The sequence below is a fragment of the Sulfitobacter sp. TBRI5 genome, assembly GCF_051013555.1.
GTDB lineage: Bacteria > Pseudomonadota > Alphaproteobacteria > Rhodobacterales > Rhodobacteraceae > JL08.
This window is the reverse complement of record NZ_CP112884.1, coordinates 3,244,546-3,266,038: the sequence shown is the minus strand read 5'-3', so window position 1 is coordinate 3,266,038 and position 21,493 is coordinate 3,244,546. Positions and strand designations below refer to the sequence as shown.

Genomic DNA, 21,493 nt, shown 5'->3' with positions numbered 1-21,493 from the left:
CCGATTGCAAAAGGTCTTGTGGCGGTGCTGGGAGACCAATGCGAACCAGTCTCTACTAAAATAGCGGCGCACGAGAACACCCCGGGAACTCCGGACGATTTTCTAACTTTCTGAATTTTCTCGGTTTTGGTCGAGCGAAGCGACTTCGAACTGAATGTCGCTCTACTCAGGAGTGCCGCATACCTGGCGCGAAACGCCCCCTACTCGTTTTCACCAGCCCCTGCCTCGGAAATTCCGAGATGGCCGTCCAAGACCTGGAGCACCTGAAGAAGGGTTTCGCGAGTTTCATGAAGTCCCGCCCCAATCTTCAACTCGCCTCGCCCGGCCAACACAAGCACCGCAGCCAACACCTCGTTCGAATTCCGCATGAGCTCGACCAGGTGCTCACCAGCCGGGCCGTGGGAGCCCGCGAGCCAGTTCTTGGCCGTTCGTTCCGAGACGCCTGTCCAACGCATCACAAGCTTGATCGCCCGATGAGATCCGCCGAGCTCCCGCTTCAGAGCAGCCGCAATGGCCATTTGGTATTTTAATCGATCGACCTTCCCTTCGTCGTCATCTGGAAAAGTCTTGCCCATCTTAGGAAACATTTTTCCGAACCTCCGCGTCTATGCTTCGGCCCCATGGAATCACATGCATTCCCAGCGACTTGGCAAAGACGAAAAATGAAAGGCTCGGTTCTTGAGCTGGAGGGACGGACATGACGGAGGCGCAATGGCGCCAAAGGGAGCGCAGCCTCGGCGCGCTGCTCAATACGTCCGCATGTCGACCGAGCATCAACGCTATTCGACCGAGAACCAGTCTGACGCGATCGCGCATTATGCTGTGCAACGCGGGATCGAGATCGTCCGTACCTATTCGGATGAGGGAAAGAGCGGTCTAAGGATCCATGGCCGCGACGGACTCAAGCAACTGATTGACGACATTCAGTCCGGTCGCACGGATTTCGAAGTGGTGCTCGTCTACGATATCAGCCGCTGGGGCCGGTTTCAGGATGCGGACGAAAGCGCGTATTACGAGTACATCTGCAAACGCGCCGGCATCTCCGTCATCTATTGCGCCGAGCAATTCGAGAACGACGGCAGCCCGGTCTCTACGATCGTCAAAGGCGTCAAGCGCGCCATGGCAGGCGAGTACAGCCGGGAACTCTCGCAAAAGGTCTTCACCGGTCAAAGCCGTTTGATTGAACTGGGCTATCGCCAAGGCGGCCCACCCGGCTTCGGCCTGCGGCGCATGCTGATCGACGAGCATGGGGTAACGAAGGGCATCCTGGAGCGCGGCGAGCACAAGAGCATCCAGACGGATCGCGTCACCCTCGTCCCGGGGCCCGCGGAAGAGATCGCTGTCGTCCAAGAGATTTTCCAAGCCTTCGTTGAAGACCTGAAATCCGAGACCGAAATTGCCGAAGCTCTGAATGCCCGCGGCATCCTGACGGATCTCGGTCGCGCCTGGACCCGCGGGACCGTCCACCAAATCCTGATCAACGAGAAGTATATCGGGAACAACGTCTGGAACCGCAGCTCATTCAAGCTGAAGAAGCGGCGTGTCCAAAACGATCCCGAGATCTGGATCCGCGCCGAGGGTGCCTTCGAGGGGATCGTCGATCCGGATCTGTTTGCAGCCGCCAGCGCCATCATCAGCGCGCGATCTAGCAAGCTCACCGACGACGAAATGCTCGAAGGTTTGAAAGAGGTGTTCAAGGCCCAGGGCTTTCTGTCCGGTCTCGTCATCGATGAGGCCGATGCGCTGCCCTCGAGCAGCGCGTACCGATCACGGTTTGGCAGCCTGCTTCGCGCCTACCGGCTGGTCGGGTTCAAGCCCGATCGAGACTACAGATATATCGACATCAATCGACGCTTGCGCGATCTCCATCCGGATATCGTTTCTGAGACGATTGCCGGCATCGAAGCTTCGGGCGGCAGCGTCGAACGACACGCCAAGACAGACCTGCTCACCATAAACGGTGAATTCACCGCGTCTCTTGTCATCGTCCGTTGCAACGAAACCAATGCGGGCTCTTTGCGGTGGAACATCCGCTTCGACATGAGCCTCAAACCCGACATCACGATCGCCGTCCGCATGGATCGGCCAAACCAACGGCCGCTCGACTACTATCTGCTCCCCAGCCTCGACATGACTCTTCCCCGCATCCGGCTGGCCGAGCACAACGGCTTGTCGCTCGATGCCTATCGCTTCGAGACGCTGGACCCGTTGTTCGACATGGCGATCCACGTCCCAGTACCGGAGGTGGCCTGATGCCAGATCCGCAACCCCAGACCGCCGAATTGATCCCGATGGATCGCATCACTGTGGTGAACCCGCGGGTTCGCAATCGGAAAGCATTTAGGGAGATCGTCGACAACATCGCCGAGCTCGGACTGAAACGGCCGATCACCGTCGCAGCCCGCCAGACCGATGATGGCTTGCGATACGATTTGGTCTGTGGCCAGGGGCGCCTCGAGGCCTTCCAAGAACTCGGACAAACAGAGATCCCTGCGATCGTGATTGATGCCAGCAGCGAAGATTGCCTCGTGATGAGTCTCGTGGAGAACCTGGCGCGTCGCCAACATCGCGCCCTTGATCTTCTGCGCGATATCAAAGGCTTGAAGGAGCGTGGCTATTCTGGCCCGGAGATCGCGCGCAAGACCCAGCTTTCTCTCAAGTATGTCCGCGGTGTCCTTCGGCTCCTCGAGAGCAGCGAGCATAGACTGCTCAGAGCCGTTGAGAGCGGAAAGCTTCCGGTCAGCGTCGCCGTTGATATCGCTGAGGCAAAAGATACGGAAGTGCAGGACGTTCTCCGCGAGGCCTATGAGAACAACCAGCTGCGCGGAGGTCGACTGATGGCCGCGAAACGCCTGGTCGAGGCACGTCAGCAGTACGGAAAAGGACAACCAAGTGCAGACCGGAAGAAAAGGCGCTCGCTGTCAGTCGAAGTCTTGATCCGGACCTATCAGAACGACGTCGAAAAGAAACAAGTCCTTCTGCGTAAGGCGACAGCAACGCGCAACGAGCTGATGTTCATCACGGAGGCCCTTCGCAAACTCTTGAATGACGAAAACTTCGTCACCCTTCTCAGGGCCGAAGGATTGGCGACGATTCCGAAGAACCTCTCTGACCGCCTGGCCGCTCGAACGGGAGACCTCTGATGGCACGATCCGGACGCTCCAAATCGATTAACATGGCGTTTGAAAAAGATCTCATTCAGCTGCCTCTCGAACAGATCTGTCCGCTCTACGCCGTTCGAAAAGAAACCAAGGATACGGTCAAATATCGCCAGGTCGTCGCTTCCATCAAAGAGGTTGGACTTGTCGAGCCCCTCGTCGTTGTCCGCGACCAATCCGATCCCGAGAAATACATGCTGCTCGATGGGCACGTGCGCCTCGCGATACTGACGGAACTCGACGAGAAGGATGCGCCGTGTCAGGTTTCGACGGACGACGAGGCCTTTACCTACAACAAGCGCATCAGCCGCCTTGCCACCATTCAGGAGCACAAGATGATCCTGAAGGCGCTCGAACGTGGTGTGCCGGAGGAGCGGTTGGCGCGCGCCCTCAATGTGAATGTCAAATCCTTGCAAGACAAAAAGCGACTTCTGGATGGGATCTGCCCGGAGGCAGCTGAGCTTCTCAAGGATAAGCAGGTCGCGCTGACCGGGTTCCAAATCCTGAAGAAAATGAAGCCGATGCGTCAGATCGAGGCTGCGGAACTGATGGTGACGATGAACAAGTACACCGTCAATTACGCCCGCTCACTTTTGGCTGCGACGCCGGCCAGCCAGCTGAAAGATCCGGAGAAGCCTAAAGCTGTGAAAGGGATCTCCCGCCAGCAACTCGAGCTGATGGAGCGTGAATCCGCAAACCTGGAGCGAGAATTGCGCTTGGTCGAAGATACCTACGGCAGTGATCACCTCGATCTGGTTCTGGCCCGCGGCTACGTTTCAAAGCTCATCACCAATGCGCGCATCACACGGTATCTCGAGATGTATCATCCCGAGTTTCTGCCTGAGTTCGAAAAGATCACGGAGACGGAGGCCTTGGCCTCCTAATCCGAGCAGTTCGGTCAATTTCGGCTGAGCTGCATTTGGGGACCCGGACCCATAGAAGCGCGGGGACCGCAGGAGACGCCGCACGGTGGGGCGGATCAAGCGCGGCGGTGGGGATGGCGGCGATCCCGCGCGGGGCCCACCAAGCCGAGATTATCCACTCGGCCAGACTTGCGAGAATTACCTCGCATGGGAGCCGGAGCGACTGACCCAAGGGAAAGACGTTCCGGTTCACCAGTTTTCCATGCCCGATGTGAATTGTTCCGAATTCAATGGGTTGGAGGAATCATTTGAACCGCTAGACTGCTTGCGAGGTGACCGGAATGGCGCGCGAGCGAGCAGACAGTTTCATATCAAGGTTTTTGTTTCGTGGTTCCAAGGAACGCGAGCAAGAGGCTGTGGGCGCCGATGTCGAGCCTACGCCCACGTCCGAACGCGCCACCGAGCATGAACTGGTCTGGGCGACAAACGGTGAGCAATCAGTCCAAAAGCTCGTTGAGCACACTCTGAATGGATCGCACGCTCTGGTCGTGACCGGATACCAGGACTTTCTGTCCGCGATGTCGATCATACTTCGCGTTCGGCCAAGCATCGTGGCGGAGCGCCCCGACACGATCCGGATCATATTCGGAACGAATACCGATAATCAAAGCCGCATGGACGGTGATGGGCGTGAGCTTTCGGAAGAAGCCCGTGACTACTTCCTTGAAACGCGCGGGCTTTCGCTACGTTCCCTCGACGAGTTGCGGGCTGTCCTGGCTTACGATGCGATCGCATCGGGAGCTATCTCGCTTCGTATCTTCGATAGTGATTTGGCCTGGGAACGGTTCGGTCGTACCCATGCGATGCTTCACGCGAAGCTCTTCATCAGTGACGCAGGGGGGCTCGCCGGCAGCGCCAACTTCTCGGTTGGCGGCCTTAGACGCAACCTCGAGTACGTCGACGATCTTCAAGCTTTCCCTGATCTTGCCACAACGCGTCGCGCAGCTGCCGAAGACTTCTGGACGCTTGGTACCGACTGGACTGAACAAGCTCTCGAGATCCTTAGGGCACTTCTGAGGCCTGTAAGCGCCGAAGAAGCCCTCGCCCGAACAGTTCACGAAATGATGTCCTATGCGCCGTGGCGTGTTGGCGGTGACGGCGCCGCTGGGCGATCGCCGCTGCCGTTCCAGACCGACCTCGTCTACGAGGCCGCAGGGACTGCCTACGAACACGGGTTTGCATTTGTCGAAGCACCGACAGGTGCAGGTAAGACAGACATCGGCAAGCACTTGGCGACGGTCCTACCGACGATGCATTCGAGCGTTGTTCTAAGACATGGAAATGAACGTCCGGATCAAACGCGCAATGGTGCGCTCGGCATCATTCCGGCAAGCGTTCTCAGCAATTGGACCAAGATCAAGCCTCCCAATCTCGATCTCATTAAGCATAGCCAATTATCCCAAAAGAAGGGCGATCAGGCCGAAGAGCTGGCTGAGATCAATCGAGGCGCACGATCGTCAGCGTCCATGATCGTGGACGAGAGTCACCGATTGAACTCCCGGTATCTCGCCCCGTCGAGACGTTCTCTCGTCTTTGAGCAAAGCCCGGCGATCTGGACGTCGTGCCTGTCAGCGACATTGATGGGAAACCAGGGCTTGGACGGATTGCTCGCCTTCCATGAACGACGCGCCTCGATCTATGTGCCCCCCGAAATCACCGCCAGGATCAACGGCAACCTCAAACGGGGACGCGAGAGAGCGCTGGAGTTGAACGCACTCCGCGCTCTTCGGCAAAACTTCGAGGATCGTCAGCGGTCTGGCATGGAAGACATGTTTCTCTCTGAAGCAGACCTCGCGCAACCAATCGAGGAAGCCGAGGAACGCCTAGCTGGAAAGCGGCTCGATCCGCGCGAAATCCAGGCCGACATGGTGTTGAATGTCACTCAGAACTGACCCGGTGTTGTCACCGAGATTTGACCCGCTCAGTCGTTATGCTTTCTTCGTCATGATGTGGTCAATGCTGTTGTTTCCTTCCTTTTCTGTTTCGCAATTTCTGAGCTGGCTTTGAAGCGATAACTATCATTGCCGGTCTCGAGAATGTGGCAGCGGTGGGTGAGCCGATCGAGCAAGGCCGTGGTCATTTTGGCATCACCGAAGACCGTCGCCCATTCGCTGAAGCTGAGGTTGGTGGTGATGACAACGCTGGTGCGTTCGTAGAGTTTGCTCAAAAGGTGGAACAGCAGCGCGCCGCCTGATGTGCTGAACGGCAGGTATCCGAGCTCGTCAAGGATGACGAGGTCCGTTTTGACCAGTGCCTCAGCGATTTTCCCAGCCTTGCCGAGGGCCTTTTCTTGCTCCAGCGCGTTGACCAGTTCGACCGTTGAGAAGAAGCGCACACGTTTGCGATGATGCTCTATGGCCTGAATGCCGAGTGCAGTCGCAACGTGGCTTTTCCCCGTACCTGGCCCACCGATCAGCACGACATTCTCAGCGCCGTCTATGAACTCGCACCGGTGTAGTTGGCGGACCAAAGCTTCGTTGATCTCACTGGCGGAGAAGTTGAAGCCGGAAAGATCCTTGTAGGCCGGGAAGCGTGCGGCCTTCATGTGGTAGGCGATTGAGCGCACCTCGCGTTCGGCCATTTCAGCCTTGAGCAACTGCGAGAGCACCGGGACGGCTGCATCAAATGCAGGTGCCCCCTGTTCAAGCAGATCGCCGACAGCCTGCGCCATTCCGGGCATTTTCAAGCTGCGCAGCATGATGACGATAGCCGCACCGGCGGGGTCATGACGCATGACGCGTTCCTCCTTGCCGCAGCCCGTCGTAGCGGCTGACATTGGCCTCAGGTTCCTTATTCAGAGCTAGGGCTGAAGGCGGGGTCACATCGGGCTGGTCTGTCGGAGTGCCGTCCACCAGCCTGTGAAGCAGGTTCAGCACATGGGTCTTGGTTGGCACACCTGCCTCCAGCGCCATTTCTACCGCACAGAGCACGGCCTGTTCATCATGGTGCAGAACGAGTGACAAGATATCGACCATCTCTCGATCTCCTCCGGGCTTACGCAGTAATTGATCCTGCAATTGTCGGAAGGGATCGGGCATTTCCATGAATGGGGCACCATTGCGTAGCGCCCCCGGTTTGCGCTGGACCACCGCCAGGTAATGCCGCCAGTCATAGATGACGCGCCCAAGCTGGCGGTGGGATCTTTCAATGATGCGCTGGTGGGCGCAAATGACCTGCCCCTCGGTAACAACGACCAATTTCTCAGGGTAGATGTGCAGGCTGACACGGCGGTTTGCGAAGCTTGCGGGCACAGAGTAGCGGTTGCGATCAAAGGTGATCAGACAGGTTGGTGACACGCGCTTGCTCAGCTCAACAAAGCCGTCAAAGGCTGTTGGCAGCGGCATCAGCGCGGCTTTCTCGCCTTCCCAGGCATCGGCAATACTGCCGGGCAAACTGCCGTGCGCCGTCTCGGCCCACAACATCTTGCAGCGACCTTCGAGCCAATCATTCAGGGCTACAAGGTTTCGGAAGACAGGCGCGACCTGCCACAGACGATGGCGCGCATCGCGGACGTTCTTTTCAACCTGGCCTTTCTCCCAGCCCGCCGCTGGATTGCAGAACTCTGGCTCGAAGACGTAGTGGCTGGTCATCGCCAGAAAGCGCGCATTCACATCGCGCTGCTTGCCGCGACCGACACGGTCAACAGCCGTCTTCATATTGTCATAGATGCCACGGCCCGGAATGCCGCCAAACACACGGAAAGCATGCCAATGCGCGTCAAACAGCATTTCATGCGTCTGCAACAAATAGGCCCGCACCAAAAACGCCCTGCTATGTGACAGCTTGATATGGGCGACCTGAAGCTTGACACGCTCGCCGCCGATCACGGCCCAGTCCTCGCTCCAATCGAACTGGAATGCTTCGCCAGGTTGGAACACCAAAGGCACAAATGTCCCGCGCCCAGTTGTTTGCATCACATGCTGCCGCTCTGCTTTCCAAGCCCTGACAAAAGCTGCGACCCGTTCATATGATCCATCAAAGCCAAGCTGCACCAGATCTGCGTGCATCTGCTTGGCCGTGCATCGATCTTTGCGCGATTTGCGCTGCTCCGTAATCAGCCAGCCTGACAGTTTCTCCGCAAACGGATCCAGCTTGCTTGGCCGCTTGGGCGTCTGGAAACTGGGCTCCACTATGTCAGCCCGCAGATACTTCCTGATGGTGTTGCGAGACAGTCCCGTCCGCCGTGAAATCTCGCGAATGGGCATCTTGTCCCTCAGTGCCCATCGTCGAATTACGCTCAAAAATCCCATGTCTATCACTCCAATGACCCCCGACAAATCCCGTCAGGGGCACGGTTGCACATGGGTCATTTCTCAGTGACAATTCTGGCCCTTACCGGGTCAGTTCTGAGTGACATTCAACACCCTGTTCCTGAGGGAAATTTCCCTGATAATCGCGAAAATGTTCCCTGTTACTTAGCGCAGGGAAATCTTGTGTAACTCATTGATAAAGTGTGAGTATTCAGGGCAAAAAACTGCTCAAAAGGTCGAAATCTGAGGAATTTCCCTGTTAATTGCCTGTTAGCAGGGAAATTTGGACCTAACCGAAGCGCGTGATAGTGCGTCCGGAGACAATACGCAGAAATCGCGCTAGCTCGGGGAATGGCGGGTGTCTCTCTGGCAGATGGCACAATCCAAGCGCCCGATAAAACGGGGAAAAACAGGGAAAAAAAGGCTGTGCTGACAGAGATAGGGGTGGGTGGCGGAGAGACAGGGAAACTTTATCTCCGCCTCAATATAGCCCCTAAGCTATTGATATTAATTACGTATAGAGCATTCTGCGTGGTGTATTTTCGTGTGGTAAAAGATACACTACGGGGGCATGGGGAGCAAATCTACCGGTTTAACGCTTCCACCCTTTTCACTCGTTTTTGGTATTTGCCGCCTTCTCATGCCCTGATTCTGAATCTGAAACCAATCACCTCAAGCCGCTGGATTCGTTCATCTATCAGGGTGCCTTTCATGGCATTAAAGCAAGCCGCCTTTAACCTGATAAATATCCGGCAGCCCGAAAGTAGTTCCAGCACTCTTGCGGTGAGTACATGTCGCAGATTTCGGCAATTGCTGTGAACATGTCCACGAAGGAGCGCGCACCAATCCGGCGCAAGTGGGCTTTGAGTTTGGAAAAGGCCATTTCGATCGGAGCGAGATCTGGACTGTAGGGTAGGAGGAACAAGAACCAGCATCCGGCATTCCGCAGGGCTGTTGCCGCTTCGTCGTTCTTGTGGGTGGCGAGATTGTCCAGAATGACTACGGTTCCGGGCGACAGTTCAGGTACCAGTACCTTTTCGACATAGGCCGTGAAAGCGGCACCGTCCATTGCGCCCTTGATCACCCAAGGTGCGATCATCGCGTCGGCGGTCAGCCCAGCCATAAAGGTCTGAGTGCCCCATGAACCGAATGGCGCATCCATGACAAGACGATTTCCGCGTCGAGACCATTCCCGCTCTCTAGTGAGGTTGGTTTTCACTGATGTTTCATCAATGAAGGACAACGCGTTCCGGCCGCTCCATCACGGGTGGTATGCGGTGCTTGAAGCAGTCGGCGCGTTTTTGCCTTACCCAGGCGCGATAGCGCTCGGTAGCAACCAGTGTCTTTTGTTACACGAAGATGTTTTCATAGTGCTAGATATTTAGTCCCATAGTGTATCCTTCTGATGGTCACAGTTTAATAGACCACCACACAATGGGACTAAACACCTAGTGATGGAACCACACGAAACGCTGCTCCGTTACTGCACTAAGGCATTCATTACAGAGAAAGCCTGTCTAACGTCGGCACCAGAGGGACAGTTTAAGTCGAATTCATAAGGGGGTTTTCTAGCGCATCGTAACCACCAAGGTGTTCACCGGAAAGTTTCAAAGCTGTAGGCCGGACAAAAAAGAGATGGCAAATTGATCGATATTTCTCCAATGACAAAACTATGGGTGACCACGGTGAATTACGGAAACTACCCAGAACAAATCGTAATTTCAGCCTGCTTTCAGCGTAGAAAAACGCATTGTAAGGCATCGAAACTTTCTTCGAGAGATCAGAAAGGGAACTCTTCAGGGTAAACAAAAATGATCCTCAGACGAAATCGTTATTTGTAGGTATACTGGACTACGAGCAAATTGCGACGGTAATGCCGAAGTGTCCACGTCTTGCGTCGAGCCCTACAAAAACCATTGCGCGGCATTTGTTCGAGACTGTAACTTGTTGCTTGAAAAATCAAATATATTCAGAATAAAGCATCTCGGAATTCCTGGGCTTCCTTTGAGATCACAAACGCATCTGGTCCGAAACTTAATATGAACTCGTAAAGCTCTTTGGCACGCTGGGGGTCGCCTGCCTTGGTCTCAGCTTGCGCCAAATGATGAGCAATAAGAGGACCAGACGGTCCACCAATCTCATGAGCTTTTCGTAAATAAGGCAATGCCGCTTCGACATCACCGATCTGAAAGAGTATCCAGCCTAGCGTGTCTAGAGATGGGCCATCGTCTGGAGCTAGCTCTAACGCCTTTCTCGCAAGCAATTCTGCCTCTTGCAAATCGCCACCACTTGACACCAAAACCCAAGCGAGTTGGTTATACCCGATATGACTGCTTGGCAACTCTTCGATCAGGAAGCGATAAGCACGTATCGCTGAGTTTGTTGCTCCGACAACCTCAGCCGCCGCTCCAAATCGTATCGCATGGGCCGCGGTTGGCATCAATTCGAAGGTGGTCTCAAATGCGACGAGGGCTTCCTCGAAACGGGCTCTTCGCGACAGAATTTCTCCAAGAAAGAAGTGCGCGGATACAAATTCTGGGGCGGCGTTCAGTGATTGCGCCAAAGCCCGCTCTCCCGCCAATTGATCGGCTGAACGAAGAAGGGCTGCGGCACGTAGGTAGTGCAAAAACGCTGCGGCGGAGGGACTTTCACCGGCGTCGATATTCTCAACCGCAGTTGTCAGAGATTCGGCTGCAGGTCCGTTCATTCCCCGCTCGAGAAACAGCAACCCACGCACAAGCGAACTACGAACCGCCGGCTGCTGCAACGCAATTGGGGTTTCCAGCGCAAGACCTGCTATCAAGTATCCAGGGACAAAATCTTCGCTGTTCGCCCACAATCTCTGTTGCTGAGAAGTATCCGATGCGGCCAATGCGCCAAACAGCGCATCCATCGGACGATCTGGCAGCCGTGACCTCATTTCGCCTTCAGAATTCAGGATTTCCAATCCCTGCACAAACGAGGAAACAGTGGGATTACCAGCGTAATGTGGGGCCACGGTATTCATCTTTTGCAAAGCAACAGAAAAGTCTTCGTTCAAAAGATGAGCATATGCTTCGCTCATCAGTTTGACAGGCGCCGGAAGGTTCGTTTCCGAAAGCGCAGCAAGCGCGTCAGAGGCCCTCCCTGAACGCAGAGCAATCTCGGCAAGAAGGACATACGCCTGATTCCCAAGCACATCACGGTAGCGTGCAACCGATTGCTCTGCGCGTTTCAATTGTGACGCCGCGGTTTGCGCGACTACCAATGCGCGTGCCGCTTTGGTATTTGCTTCTGCCTCAAGACACGCCACTAAGTCAGCCTCAATCCCGTTCAGATCTCCTTGAATATCGTACAAAGTGGCTCGTGCTAGACGCGGGGCACAGAATGTTTGGTTCAACTCAATCGCGCGCTCAAGCGGTTCGCGCGCCCCAAAAAAGTTGCCGGCTTCGACATATGCCCCTCCAAGGTTGGCCAAATATATCGCTCCGTCGGGCGCCAGCTGCACCGCTTGAGAAAAATGCTCTATCGCCGCATCCCATTCGCTGCGCACAGCTGCAATTGTGCCTGCTACGTTGTGCGCATAAGCATTATCAGGTGCTTGCGACAAGACTTTTGAAATGGCGCTTTCCGCGCTTAAGAGATCGCCGGCCTGCCGTGCAATCAGTGCTTCTGCTATCATTGACCACTCCGAATACCGTTGCTCAGTCATTGAATCCAACAGTGTACGTGCCTGCACGGGATCGCCTGCTGCAGCAAACGCGGCCGCACGTACGCTTTGCAGAACTGCACTTGTGTGAAGTTCGGCATCGAAATACTTCAAAACAGCACGAAAATCACCGTAGTCCTGCAACACTTTTAAAAGCGACACAGTTTTAACGGCTTGCCGGTCAATGATCTGTCCGGATGCATCAAAGTCTGTAAGGGGATCAAGAGTACGCGCATCGGGCGCTTTAACGAACAGGGCAATGGAAAAGGTTGCCGACAGGCAAAGCACAAACATCGTAAAGCGTGGCATTAAAACACCTGTAAAATAACAGTGTCAAAAAAGACGCAGGCCGGTTTCCCGGCCCGTGTCAGTATCGTGGGCGCAGAACTTACACGCCTTTATGTCTTTCTGAAGCGCCGCAAAGCACCAAGGCCACCAAGCCCGGCAAGCAAAAGCCAACCCGCCGCTGGAAGTGGAACCACGTTTGTTCCTACCGCGGTACCAAAAACCGTCAAGTTGGCTGATTTGCTCGTGTTGTCATCAAAAAAAGCAGTTACTTTCCATGTGTTTGCGCCAAGCTTCAAAGCGTAGTTTTGTGGCACTTTGAACGTACCAAGCCCGGAGGTCAGGCCAATGTCGCTGAGGACTGTGCCGTCAGGCAATACAACATCGATCTGGCTGATGCCGACAAGGTTGCCCGCCGTGCCGTTGAATAAGTCAATCAGAGCCTGAGGACTGGTAGCAGTCACGAATGTTCCACCGCCAGCAGTCGCGATGTCTTGCTGGTTCCCAAAGGGGGTACTAGGTATGCCCACGGTGTTGACCTGAACAGGAACAGTACCAGAGTTCGCGTTCGTTGCTGCTTGTACAGCAGCGGTTTGGCTATTCGGTACACCGTCCGAAATCACGACCATCTGCTTCGAAGCGCCGTTGTCGTCGGCCTTGAGCATACTTGCAGCGAGATTAATCCCCGCGTCCGTTTGTGTACCACCACCAGGTGAAACTGTAGTCGAGGCCAAAAGCGTGGCTTGGTTCGTTGCAGATTGCAAGGACTGCACAGTCGTAGCGCTGCTATCAAAATGTACAATCCCAATTCTCGAGGACGCCTGCGGAACCGATGCGATAAGCGCGTTCGCGGCATCTCTCTGAGTCTGTACGCGACCCGACGGACTAGAAAACCCCATCGAACCCGAAGAGTCGAGGACCAAAACAAGGTCCAGACCACTTCCGGTCGCACCGGAGACGTTGGCGATACCTTCCGGCATCACCAGCGTCCCAACCGGAGCGCTCGAGTTGTTCGGTGGAGATGTCCAGCTTACCGATGACGCAGCCTGCGTTTCGCCTGCTGACAGAAGCCCTGCCAACAAAGCCGTTGCGGCGGTAAACAGCAGCGGCTTTCTTATTAGTTTTTCTATTAAAGAAAATTGGCGATCTGAAGACGCCTTATGTTTGAAGAGCATAATGATTTCCCCCTTACCCTAGCTAAAAATTAAGGCCAAAAACGGAGCCAAACATCCTTCACACAAATTAACTAACACAATTAAACACTTAAAATCTCTTAGTTCAAAATTAATCCAAAATCAACTTTTTTGACAGAGCTTTCCGCCATTCAATTTGGATTTGCTCTACAGGGATTCCATGCTTTTGTCATTAAAACAACTATCTGGACGGAAATGCTAAAGTGATTCCTTTTACACACAGCGCATAGTGCCTGAGGTGCTTTTGAGCAGATGTGACGCTTCAATGCCAAAGTCGCAAGCATTTCCCAATTCAGCTTCCCGCTCCGGTAGATCACCCGATTTTTCTAGCGTTTTTCTCCAAACCTGCCTAATTCCTGCTAACGAGACATTTATATTTGTATATTTGCTCGGTGTTCAGTCTTCGGACTAATAAAGCACAAAACAAACGTCCTTGGCTTCTGCAACCTCCAAATGTAACCTTTTGAAAGTATTGGAGGCCAACCGAATGAAACGTACTTTTCAAGCACTGACTTTGGCTGCGGCCCTGACCGTCTTTGGGCCAACGGCTAGGGCGCAGTACTACGACAATTACGAAAAGGGGTTGGCGGCTTACAACAGCGATGATTACGCCACCGCCTTGGAAGAGTTGAGACCTTTGGCCGAAGATGGCGTTCCTGTCCCGCAATACTATCTGGCCCTGATGTACGACTTCGGCAATGGCGTCGCAGAGAACGATGCGGTCGCGGTAAAATGGTATCGCTTGGCCGCGGAACAGGGCTATGCAGAAGCGCAGCACAATCTGGGTGTGATGTACGACGACGGTGACGGCGTCATCGAAAATGACATTTTCGCATATATGTGGTGGAACATTGCAGCTTCGCTTGGGATTGAAGATGCTAAGAAAAATAGGGACAAGGTTGCCGACGAGATGACCCGCGAAGAGATAGCAAAGGCGCAGGCATTGGCGGCAGAATGCGTTACCAAGAACTACAAGGGCTGCTGAACGGGGCATGGCATCTTTCCAAGTGAAATTCGCGCCAGCCTAAATCGAAGTGATTATTAGTTTTATCCAGCTTTGTGATTGGTGCAGTGTCAGCTGTATTGGTGATGATACTTTGCGCTTTTGCAGCTTTCATGATCTTCCTCTTCGCCCCCAAAGCTGAATTGATTTCACCGCAAAAATGTGAGCCTCCGAGATATATAAGAGGGAACGCGCATACCCCCCGTACGGCCTACGGTAAACTTTCTCCAACAACACAAAAACTCCTTTAACGTATACATTTCAATATCGTGAAGTGCTTTCCTCACGCACCCAAGTTCCAGTCACTGCGACCCATAAGAAACCCTTTCATGCACTTCACATCCCTACGCCTCGGTCGCTTTGAGTTCTTCGCCCAGCGCGAGACATTACCAGCCCGCTTTGCTGTTGATCGCTCGGACAAGGGTGAGGTCATCATTTACCTGCCACTGCGCGGCATAGCTCTGGTCAATCAATCCACCTTCGGAAAACAGCATCGGCAAGCCTGACATGACCCAAAGGTTTCCCACTGGGCAAGGTCTTGTGGGAACTCCAACACGCCCCAATAATCTTCCCATATAAATGGCGTTGACGTTCTGGGAACAATATCCCATAAAGTCTTAGGCTCTTATTGGAAGGATTGAACCATGATCATCGGTTACGCACGGACCTCTACCACAGACCAGAAGGCAGGACTTGAGGCGCAACTCAGGGACTTGAAGGCGGCTGGCTGTGAGAAGGTATTCACGGAGGAGGTGTCGTCTGTCGATGTTGTGGCAAGGGTGCAGCTTAAGGCAGCCCTTGAGTTTGCCCGTGAAGGGGATGTTGTGGTGATCACGAAGTTGGACCGCTTGGCCCGTTCGGTGGCGCACCTGCTACAGATTGTCGAAGACATGGAGAGTGCTGGGGTGTCCCTTCGCATCCTTGATCTGGCCATTGATACGGCAACCCCAACAGGACGCCTCATGCTCACTATGATCGGAGGCATCGCACAGTTCGAACGCGAGATAATGCTTGAACGCCAGCGGGAAGGCATAGCCAAGGCCAAGGCGGCTGGGAAGTATCTCGGACGCAAGCCCACAGCACGGGCCAAGACGAAGGAGATCAAGGCCCTTTCTGCCCAAGGGGTGAAGCCGATGGAGATTGCCAAACAGCTTGGGATTGGGAAGTCTTCTGTGTACCGCATTCTTGAGGAGGCATGATGGGGTGACTCCCACACATCGGCTCTAAGGTCGCTGAGGTAGGGTGGGCAGGCTCAAGGCTCTAACGCCCACCCTGAGAAGCATCAGGCGGTTCGATTAGCGCATCAAAAGAAACACTTGCGTGAATATTTCGTCAATCCGCTTCCGCATAAACTCAAGGGAAACCTTCACTGGCACCCCTGTGCTCAAGCGACTCCCAGCGAGCGCCTTAATGCTATGATTCATTTGGAGTACTGTATTGCGGACCTCTAGTTGGTGCTAGCGTCAGGACCTGCGACTGACTTGAAGCAGCCATTCTGTGCGTCTGTCTTCAATGATTAAAATGCGGACAGAACCGACATCATTGCTTGCACGTCACTTGCAGATTTTACCGTAGCGCCCCTTTATTAATTTGTGTCCACTAAGCGCGGCGTCGGACTGATTGTGTTGAAAAACCCGAAAAATCCGTACTCTCATTTTTTCGCTAAAATCCGTTGCTCCGGAACAATTTAGTCAAAGCCAAGCGAAGATTACCCAACCTCCCCAGGCTACAAGACCGACTCCGGCGGCTTGGCTTAGAACGATGCCCCAAGGTGTCAGCTTTTCAAGCGCTACAAATACAGTAAGAGCTACAATCCAGTAGAGGTTCATGATGCCACCCACAAAAAGCAGCGCCATCAGGAACCAGCAGCACCCAAGACAGTAGGTCCCATGCTCAGCGCCCATTCTGAGGGCACCGGCGACCCCAAAACGCCGCCTCTCAGTGAGGAACTTTGCAGGTGATCGACAGTGTTCAAGGCACGCTACCTTCAGCGGAGTGAACTGGTAGATCCCTGCCGAGATCAGCACGAGCGCGCCAGGAACTGTATCAATCAGGGTCATCATGGTGGCAGAAACAACGCCTGCCACCTCGAGTGTCCATTGCACTGCGGTGGCTGCCAGGCTGAAACCAGCCCACGCCAGCAAATATCCGGAAAGAAAGGCAGCCGAGACCGCCTGCACAGAATTTCCTCGGCCCGCGTGACGCATCAGAGAGGCCTGTAGCAGGACAGTGGACAAGATGCTCGGAAGCATCATAGCCACCATCATTACCCACCACATCAGAAACACGAGTAGGAAATAACTGGCACTCCAAACACCAGGCTCTCCCGCACCCGGCATATCTCGCATACCGCGCATTGAGGTCATTTCGAGGGCGGTCATTCGCATGCCGACACCGAAAACAGTGTACATACCTGCAAGTACAAACAGAGACCCAACCAGTGCCACAAGCAGCAACCTGTCGCGACGGAGGACACGCTCAGTCAGACTGAACTCAGCCATAAGTTACAAGCACACCAAAGTCAGGCGACTTCGAGCACGCCGGCGTTATTCATGTGAATTTCGCAAAAATGTGCGTGGCTGCTGTCGTTGCCCTTCAGCGAAATCGCCCCGTGAGTCTTGGTTGTTCCTTTCGCAACCTCTGCAACGTGGTATTCAAACCCGTTCGGCAGGTTGATGCGAGCGCGGTGCTCAGCGCCCGTTACCGGATTGGAAAGCGGCTCCCATGTTGTCTCGAATACACCCGGTACATTTGCTGAACCAGTACGGGCTTCAAAATCCATCGTCACGTCAACCGGCTTATACAGCGTCTCAAGCTTGTTTGGGCTCATAGCGGAATAGACCCACCAGAAAGTGGCCATCTCTTCTGTGTCTGCACCTGTTACAATTTTTTCTAGAGCTTCGCGTTGTTCGGCAGATGCATTTTCATCAACGATGGTTTGCATCGTGCCGTCACCCTCGTGAACCGCGCCCGGCCACTTGAACATCTGAGCGACTTTGGTTCCGCTAAGATCGACGTCACCGTAGTGGCCTTTCTCTATAATCAGGGCCACTGCTGCTTCGCAGGTACCTTTTGTCGGTAGTGACATGAACTGGCACGGGCACCCGGTATCACAATTACAATTCGCCAGTTCGAAGCCATGAATTTCCCAAGGTGTCATCCAAAATTCCCCCAAAAGTATTGATCCAATTCAAGATCAATAGCATAGAAACATGAAAAAATCACGGTTTTCGGAATGCCTAAGATCGACGGTCCCCTGAACACGGCTTTTTGCAACTCAGGATTTTCCACGCTTACGATCCGTTTCAGTATGTCTATTCTGGCTTAGAGCAGCTTATCGGTGCGTACGTCTCTTAGGTCTGATTTGGGCTCTGCCCGGTCAATCGCCGCAATTTGCCCTAATGTCTGCACAGCGGACTTTCCCGCCATTCGTTGCAACGCAGCAGTTTGCATAAGGTAGCCGTTTACGAAGCGACCCTGTCTGGCATAGCAGGTGACAATCTTGATAAGTTCTATGATTATGAGATCTTCAGGTGGCCTGTGGAGTGGAAAGATGCTGATCCAAGTAAATGGAATTGACGTCAACTTCGAGGAACGCGGTTCGGGGTGGCCGATCCTCATGCTTCATGGCGGTTATCTTGACCATCGACATATGATGGACGAAATGGAGCCTGCGTTCCTAGACCGCGCGGGATGGCATCGGATATATCCCGATCTGCCCGCCCATGGACGCACTCCGACCTTACCAAGGCCGATGACTTTTGACGCACTTCTAGACCACGTGATTAGGTTCATTGATGCTGTCGCGCCCGGAAAACGATTTGCGGTTGCAGGAATGTCGGCTGGCGGACACCTTGTTCGGGGGCTTGCGGCCAAATACCCGGACAGACTTCTTGGGGTATTTATCAATGCCACCCCCTTTGTAATTGACTATGAAAAGCGTGACTTACCCGAACCTTCGACCATCTTCGAGGAGGATGGGTTCGCAAAGAAGGCTGGAGACCGAACCGATACGTTGCGATTCATTCAGCCTGTTCGCGACGCCGCTCTCGTTGATTGGGACACTTCATGCTTGCGCCCGGCGATATCACTGCTCGATGAGGAGGCCGCTTTGGAAAGCTGGCGCCCTGAAAACTACGCTTTCAGTTTCAAACCGGACGAAGTCGGCGCACCATTCACTGCCCCATCGCTGATACTCGCGGGCAGGCAAGATACTATCGCCGGATATCGTGACACGTGGATATCTGTTGAGCGTTTTCCCAGAGCGACGTTCGCCACGCTCGATGGCTGCGGACATTTCATTGCTCCAGCCAAAAGGGAATTATTCCGATCGCTGGTCATCGACTGGCTGGACCGCATGGAACTTGACGGTGACGAGTAGCGTCCGCTCTAGGCGGCGGTTTCAACGGGTCGCTGCAACTTGCGCCGATGACTGCAATGCGGACACTGCTGCCGGTCGACCTCCTTTGGCGAACGGCTGTTGTCTGCGCTTAGCGTCCGAGTCGCCTGGGGCCTGCCAAAACAAGCTTCAATTTGCTGCAGGCGCAAACGAGAACACCGGGCAGGCTCAAAAGCGGCCGCTCATGAACGAAGTACCTGATTAAATGCATCGGGTGACCGAGTCGAGCCCAAAGTCGCTGTTTATCAAGTCAGTAAAGGCGTTGCTCTTCGTCGTCTGTATGAATGTGCTGTACCTCTCTGACAGTTTGTTCTCGTTCCACCGTGCCAACCACCCATTCCGCAAGTGTCGGGGCGGTGCCGCGAGCTGGCCAAGAATCAGGATGCCATAGGCGCGAGCGAATGAAAGACTTGGAGCAGTGCATGAAGACTTCTTCCACGTCCACGATCAGAGCAAGCAAAGGCTGTTTGCCATTCACGGACAAGCGTTCACAGATCTTTTGATCTTTCACTATCCGGGCCTTCCCAGCCACTCGTAGTGTGTCTCCATGTCTGGGGACAACAAAGATGAGCCCCACATTCGGATCGGTCAGTATGTTTACGAACCCGTCCACGCGGTGATTGCCAAGCCGGTCTGGGATAATAAGTGTCTTCTCGTCGTAGACTTCGACAAAACCCGCTGGATCACCCTTAGGGGAGACATCGATCAGTCCCCCTGATGCTTTGGTCGCTACGACGACAAATGGTGCCGTAGCTATGAACCTCTTTGCAACGGAATTGATCCTATCTGTCACTTTCAAGTCAGTGTTTGAACCTTTGAATTCTGGCAAGAGCTCTCGAAGTCGCTCAATATCCTTGATCTCTTCTTCGACCTGCAACATGCACCATCCCTTTCTCTGAACAAAAAGAATGCTAGGACAGATGCGCTTGCCAAACAACTCGAGCGTCCGCTCTGTCCCGCAACCCGGTCGGACAGCGTCGGACACCAGCACAATTCCCGATAGAATCAGTCGGGTGGCGGCAGCGAGCCCGATGCAGACTTTGTCACGACCTGGGAGTGGCAGCCGCAAGATGTTGCGTGACCGGTTGAACGCATCTTCATTTCGTCGAACTGGCCTTCAAGCGCAGATGCGATGCTTCCGCCGATCGCCGCGCTCGCGCTTCTAGGAGCAGGACAAGCCTGTACAGACCATCGGCCACAAAGGCGCATGCGGAATTCGTAATGGCGAAGCCGAAACCTGTTTGAGCCATAGTTTCCAACTCGGCCTCGGTTCGACCATCGGCACGTATAATCATCAGATCAAAGTTGGTAAGGCGACTCTTCGGTATTCTCTGTGTCATCATTTTCTCCATCGTTTGATTAAGCCAAGTCTGACTTCAGGGTACTGCTTTTCGCGAATCCGATGGAATGCGTTAAGGTCGAAACGCAGTATTCCAGTTTCCGGATGGGTGGACAGATGGACAGGTTCAAAGCCATCAAAGTGTTTCAAGAGGTCGCTTCGCAGGGCGGTTTTGCAGCGGCGGCACGACGTATGAACAGCTCTCCGCCGTCTGTGAGCCGAATGATCACGGAGTTAGAGGCCGATCTCGGAGTTCGTCTTTTTAGCCGTTCGTCTCGGGGTATCAGCTTGACTGAGGAGGGCGAAGAATTTCTTCGGAAGGGGGCGGTGCTTGTAGACGAGCTTGAGGCGGTTTCAGAGGAAATCCGCGAAAGAAAGCGCGTTCCGGCCGGACATCTGCGCATTTCCAGCGTTGTAGCCTTTGGACAGGAACGCATTGCACCGGCCATTCCGGGTTTCATACGAAAATATCCCAAGGTTTCAGTGGAACTCGAGATCTCGAACCGTAAAGTAGATCTAATTCAAGAACACTTCGATCTGGCGGTTCGCATCGGGACATCCGGAGAGCTTGAATCCTCATCCCTGAAGGCGAGAAAAATCTTTTCCCAGCGCCTCTTCTTTGTAGCGACACCTGAATATTTGGCACGTCATGGGATGCCAGCCGCGCTTGACGACTTGGATCAACATTTGCTGGTCAAGCAAATCAGCGGCACTTGGGGACGCACAAACCAGTTCCTCGTTGCAAGCGAAACGGTATCTTGCTCCTTGCCAGAGGGTTTTGTCGTCAACTCTCCCAACGCTGCGAGGAACGCGATCCTTACAGGCGGGGCCATGGGATTGATCGCGGACTATCTGATAGAGGACATGATTTCGGACGGCCGAGTAGTCCGCATATTGCCCGATTACGAGACTCTGGAACAGCCAATCTATGCAGTATTTGTGCACAGAAATTTTATGCCCGCGAAGGTCAGGGCGTTTATCGATCACATGACGGACACCTTGCGCAAAGAGTGACAACTTCGTCCCGCAGTGCCGTCGGTCGCCCAGCCTATCATGCTGCACATTGCGCGAACGGCCGGTTCGGTGAAGCTGCGATGCGGCAGAGCGACTCCCGGAGAACGGTCGAAGTCGTCCGGCGCCGTCATAGGCTATGTCCGCATAGCGCGTATTGCGCCAGTTCGAACCGGCCGCAGCAATCGTCGCGATGGGCTCACTGTGGTCATTCGCCGCAGTCAGCACCAATGACTGCGATGCG

The 21,493-nt window shown here is 54.3% G+C and carries 18 protein-coding genes; 9 read left to right on the top strand and 9 right to left on the bottom strand.

From position 1 onward, the window contains the following. Window positions 1-200: 200 nt before the first annotated feature. The gene (locus OLX72_RS16380; RefSeq protein ID WP_433989118.1) at window positions 201-575 is read right to left on the bottom strand and encodes a hypothetical protein; all 375 of its coding nucleotides are present in this window, start codon (window positions 573-575) and stop codon (window positions 201-203) included. Between the two features lie 136 nt (window positions 576-711). Here OLX72_RS16380 and OLX72_RS16375 point away from each other — a divergent pair, with 136 nt between their 5' ends. The 4 genes from OLX72_RS16375 (at window position 712) to OLX72_RS16360 (ending at window position 5,973) form a co-directional block, all read left to right on the top strand. Then, window positions 712-2,253, top strand: a complete 1,542-nt coding sequence (locus OLX72_RS16375; protein ID WP_433989117.1) for a recombinase family protein — start codon at window positions 712-714, stop codon at window positions 2,251-2,253. Then, a complete protein-coding gene (locus OLX72_RS16370; RefSeq protein WP_433989116.1) occupies window positions 2,253-3,143 on the top strand; it encodes a plasmid partitioning protein RepB C-terminal domain-containing protein in 891 nt (296 codons plus the stop codon). The genes OLX72_RS16375 and OLX72_RS16370 overlap by 1 nt, the downstream gene beginning before the upstream one ends. Then, the gene (locus OLX72_RS16365) at window positions 3,143-4,042 is read left to right on the top strand and encodes a plasmid partitioning protein RepB C-terminal domain-containing protein (RefSeq protein WP_433989115.1); all 900 of its coding nucleotides are present in this window, start codon (window positions 3,143-3,145) and stop codon (window positions 4,040-4,042) included. Before OLX72_RS16370 ends, OLX72_RS16365 begins: the two co-directional genes overlap by 1 nt. Before the next feature lie 320 nt (window positions 4,043-4,362). Next, entirely contained in the window at window positions 4,363-5,973 is a 1,611-nt protein-coding gene (locus tag OLX72_RS16360) for a phospholipase D family protein (RefSeq protein WP_433989114.1), read from the top strand. Window positions 5,974-6,023: 50 nt separating this feature from the next. Here the strand turns inward: OLX72_RS16360 and istB are convergent, their stop codons facing one another. The 5 genes from istB to OLX72_RS16335 form a co-directional block, all read right to left on the bottom strand. Next, on the bottom strand, window positions 6,024-6,815 hold the full coding sequence (istB, locus tag OLX72_RS16355; RefSeq protein WP_114870387.1) for an IS21-like element helper ATPase IstB: 792 nt from the start codon (window positions 6,813-6,815) through the stop codon (window positions 6,024-6,026). Further along, a complete protein-coding gene (gene istA, locus OLX72_RS16350; protein ID WP_114868709.1) occupies window positions 6,805-8,331 on the bottom strand; it encodes an IS21 family transposase in 1,527 nt (508 codons plus the stop codon). Before istA ends, istB begins: the two co-directional genes overlap by 11 nt. A 733-nt stretch (window positions 8,332-9,064) precedes the next feature. After that, window positions 9,065-9,574 (bottom strand): IS630 family transposase, encoded by a 510-nt coding sequence (locus tag OLX72_RS16345; RefSeq protein ID WP_433989113.1) that lies wholly within the window; start codon window positions 9,572-9,574, stop codon window positions 9,065-9,067. Window positions 9,575-10,300: 726 nt separating this feature from the next. Next, entirely contained in the window at window positions 10,301-12,328 is a 2,028-nt protein-coding gene (locus tag OLX72_RS16340; RefSeq protein ID WP_433989112.1) for a tetratricopeptide repeat protein, read from the bottom strand. 89 nt (window positions 12,329-12,417) lie between these two features. Further along, window positions 12,418-13,479: a vWA domain-containing protein gene (locus OLX72_RS16335; RefSeq protein WP_433989111.1), complete on the bottom strand. Its 1,062-nt coding sequence runs from the start codon at window positions 13,477-13,479 to the stop codon at window positions 12,418-12,420. Between the two features lie 451 nt (window positions 13,480-13,930). Here OLX72_RS16335 and OLX72_RS16330 point away from each other — a divergent pair, with 451 nt between their 5' ends. From OLX72_RS16330 to OLX72_RS16320, 3 genes are all read left to right on the top strand, one after another. Next, window positions 13,931-14,482, top strand: a complete 552-nt coding sequence (locus OLX72_RS16330; RefSeq protein WP_433989110.1) for a tetratricopeptide repeat protein — start codon at window positions 13,931-13,933, stop codon at window positions 14,480-14,482. A gap of 347 nt (window positions 14,483-14,829) precedes the next feature. After that, the gene (locus tag OLX72_RS16325; protein ID WP_433989109.1) at window positions 14,830-15,006 is read left to right on the top strand and encodes a hypothetical protein; all 177 of its coding nucleotides are present in this window, start codon (window positions 14,830-14,832) and stop codon (window positions 15,004-15,006) included. A gap of 138 nt (window positions 15,007-15,144) precedes the next feature. Continuing rightward, the gene (locus OLX72_RS16320) at window positions 15,145-15,699 is read left to right on the top strand and encodes a recombinase family protein (protein WP_433989108.1); all 555 of its coding nucleotides are present in this window, start codon (window positions 15,145-15,147) and stop codon (window positions 15,697-15,699) included. Between the two features lie 492 nt (window positions 15,700-16,191). On the opposite strand, the gene OLX72_RS16315 is transcribed toward OLX72_RS16320, so the two are convergent. Further along, window positions 16,192-16,881: a DUF2182 domain-containing protein gene (locus OLX72_RS16315; protein WP_433989107.1), complete on the bottom strand. Its 690-nt coding sequence runs from the start codon at window positions 16,879-16,881 to the stop codon at window positions 16,192-16,194. A gap of 140 nt (window positions 16,882-17,021) precedes the next feature. Further along, complete coding sequence (locus OLX72_RS16310) at window positions 17,022-17,660, bottom strand: DUF1326 domain-containing protein (RefSeq protein ID WP_433989106.1); 639 nt, start codon at window positions 17,658-17,660, stop codon at window positions 17,022-17,024. 393 nt (window positions 17,661-18,053) lie between these two features. Between OLX72_RS16310 and OLX72_RS16305 the strand changes: the two genes are divergently transcribed. Further along, window positions 18,054-18,881, top strand: coding sequence for an alpha/beta fold hydrolase (locus OLX72_RS16305; RefSeq protein WP_433989105.1), 828 nt, complete (start codon window positions 18,054-18,056; stop codon window positions 18,879-18,881). Between the two features lie 268 nt (window positions 18,882-19,149). Here the strand turns inward: OLX72_RS16305 and OLX72_RS16300 are convergent, their stop codons facing one another. Then, a complete protein-coding gene (locus OLX72_RS16300) occupies window positions 19,150-19,779 on the bottom strand; it encodes an MSMEG_1061 family FMN-dependent PPOX-type flavoprotein (protein ID WP_433989104.1) in 630 nt (209 codons plus the stop codon). A gap of 576 nt (window positions 19,780-20,355) precedes the next feature. On the opposite strand from OLX72_RS16300, the gene OLX72_RS16295 reads away from it, so the two are divergent. Further along, window positions 20,356-21,252 (top strand): LysR family transcriptional regulator, encoded by an 897-nt coding sequence (locus OLX72_RS16295; RefSeq protein ID WP_433989103.1) that lies wholly within the window; start codon window positions 20,356-20,358, stop codon window positions 21,250-21,252. Window positions 21,253-21,493: the final 241 nt, after the last annotated feature.

What these genes read in the sequence shown, in the direction of transcription:
- OLX72_RS16320 (WP_433989108.1), top strand. Translation starts at nt 15,145, where the DNA reads ATGATCATCGGTTACGCACGGACCTCTACCACAGACCAGAAGGCAGGA.
- OLX72_RS16305 (WP_433989105.1), top strand. Translation starts at nt 18,054, where the DNA reads ATGCTGATCCAAGTAAATGGAATTGACGTCAACTTCGAGGAACGCGGT.
- OLX72_RS16310 (WP_433989106.1), bottom strand. Translation starts at nt 17,660, where the DNA reads ATGACACCTTGGGAAATTCATGGCTTCGAACTGGCGAATTGTAATTGT.
- OLX72_RS16370 (WP_433989116.1), top strand. Translation starts at nt 2,253, where the DNA reads ATGCCAGATCCGCAACCCCAGACCGCCGAATTGATCCCGATGGATCGC.
- OLX72_RS16315 (WP_433989107.1), bottom strand. Translation starts at nt 16,881, where the DNA reads ATGACCGCCCTCGAAATGACCTCAATGCGCGGTATGCGAGATATGCCG.
- OLX72_RS16340 (WP_433989112.1), bottom strand. Translation starts at nt 12,328, where the DNA reads ATGCCACGCTTTACGATGTTTGTGCTTTGCCTGTCGGCAACCTTTTCC.
- istA (WP_114868709.1), bottom strand. Translation starts at nt 8,331, where the DNA reads ATGGGATTTTTGAGCGTAATTCGACGATGGGCACTGAGGGACAAGATG.
- OLX72_RS16335 (WP_433989111.1), bottom strand. Translation starts at nt 13,479, where the DNA reads ATGCTCTTCAAACATAAGGCGTCTTCAGATCGCCAATTTTCTTTAATA.
- OLX72_RS16300 (WP_433989104.1), bottom strand. Translation starts at nt 19,779, where the DNA reads ATGTTGCAGGTCGAAGAAGAGATCAAGGATATTGAGCGACTTCGAGAG.
- OLX72_RS16375 (WP_433989117.1), top strand. Translation starts at nt 712, where the DNA reads ATGGCGCCAAAGGGAGCGCAGCCTCGGCGCGCTGCTCAATACGTCCGC.
- istB (WP_114870387.1), bottom strand. Translation starts at nt 6,815, where the DNA reads ATGCGTCATGACCCCGCCGGTGCGGCTATCGTCATCATGCTGCGCAGC.
- OLX72_RS16380 (WP_433989118.1), bottom strand. Translation starts at nt 575, where the DNA reads ATGGGCAAGACTTTTCCAGATGACGACGAAGGGAAGGTCGATCGATTA.
- OLX72_RS16360 (WP_433989114.1), top strand. Translation starts at nt 4,363, where the DNA reads ATGGCGCGCGAGCGAGCAGACAGTTTCATATCAAGGTTTTTGTTTCGT.
- OLX72_RS16365 (WP_433989115.1), top strand. Translation starts at nt 3,143, where the DNA reads ATGGCACGATCCGGACGCTCCAAATCGATTAACATGGCGTTTGAAAAA.
- OLX72_RS16295 (WP_433989103.1), top strand. Translation starts at nt 20,356, where the DNA reads ATGGACAGGTTCAAAGCCATCAAAGTGTTTCAAGAGGTCGCTTCGCAG.
- OLX72_RS16325 (WP_433989109.1), top strand. Translation starts at nt 14,830, where the DNA reads ATGCACTTCACATCCCTACGCCTCGGTCGCTTTGAGTTCTTCGCCCAG.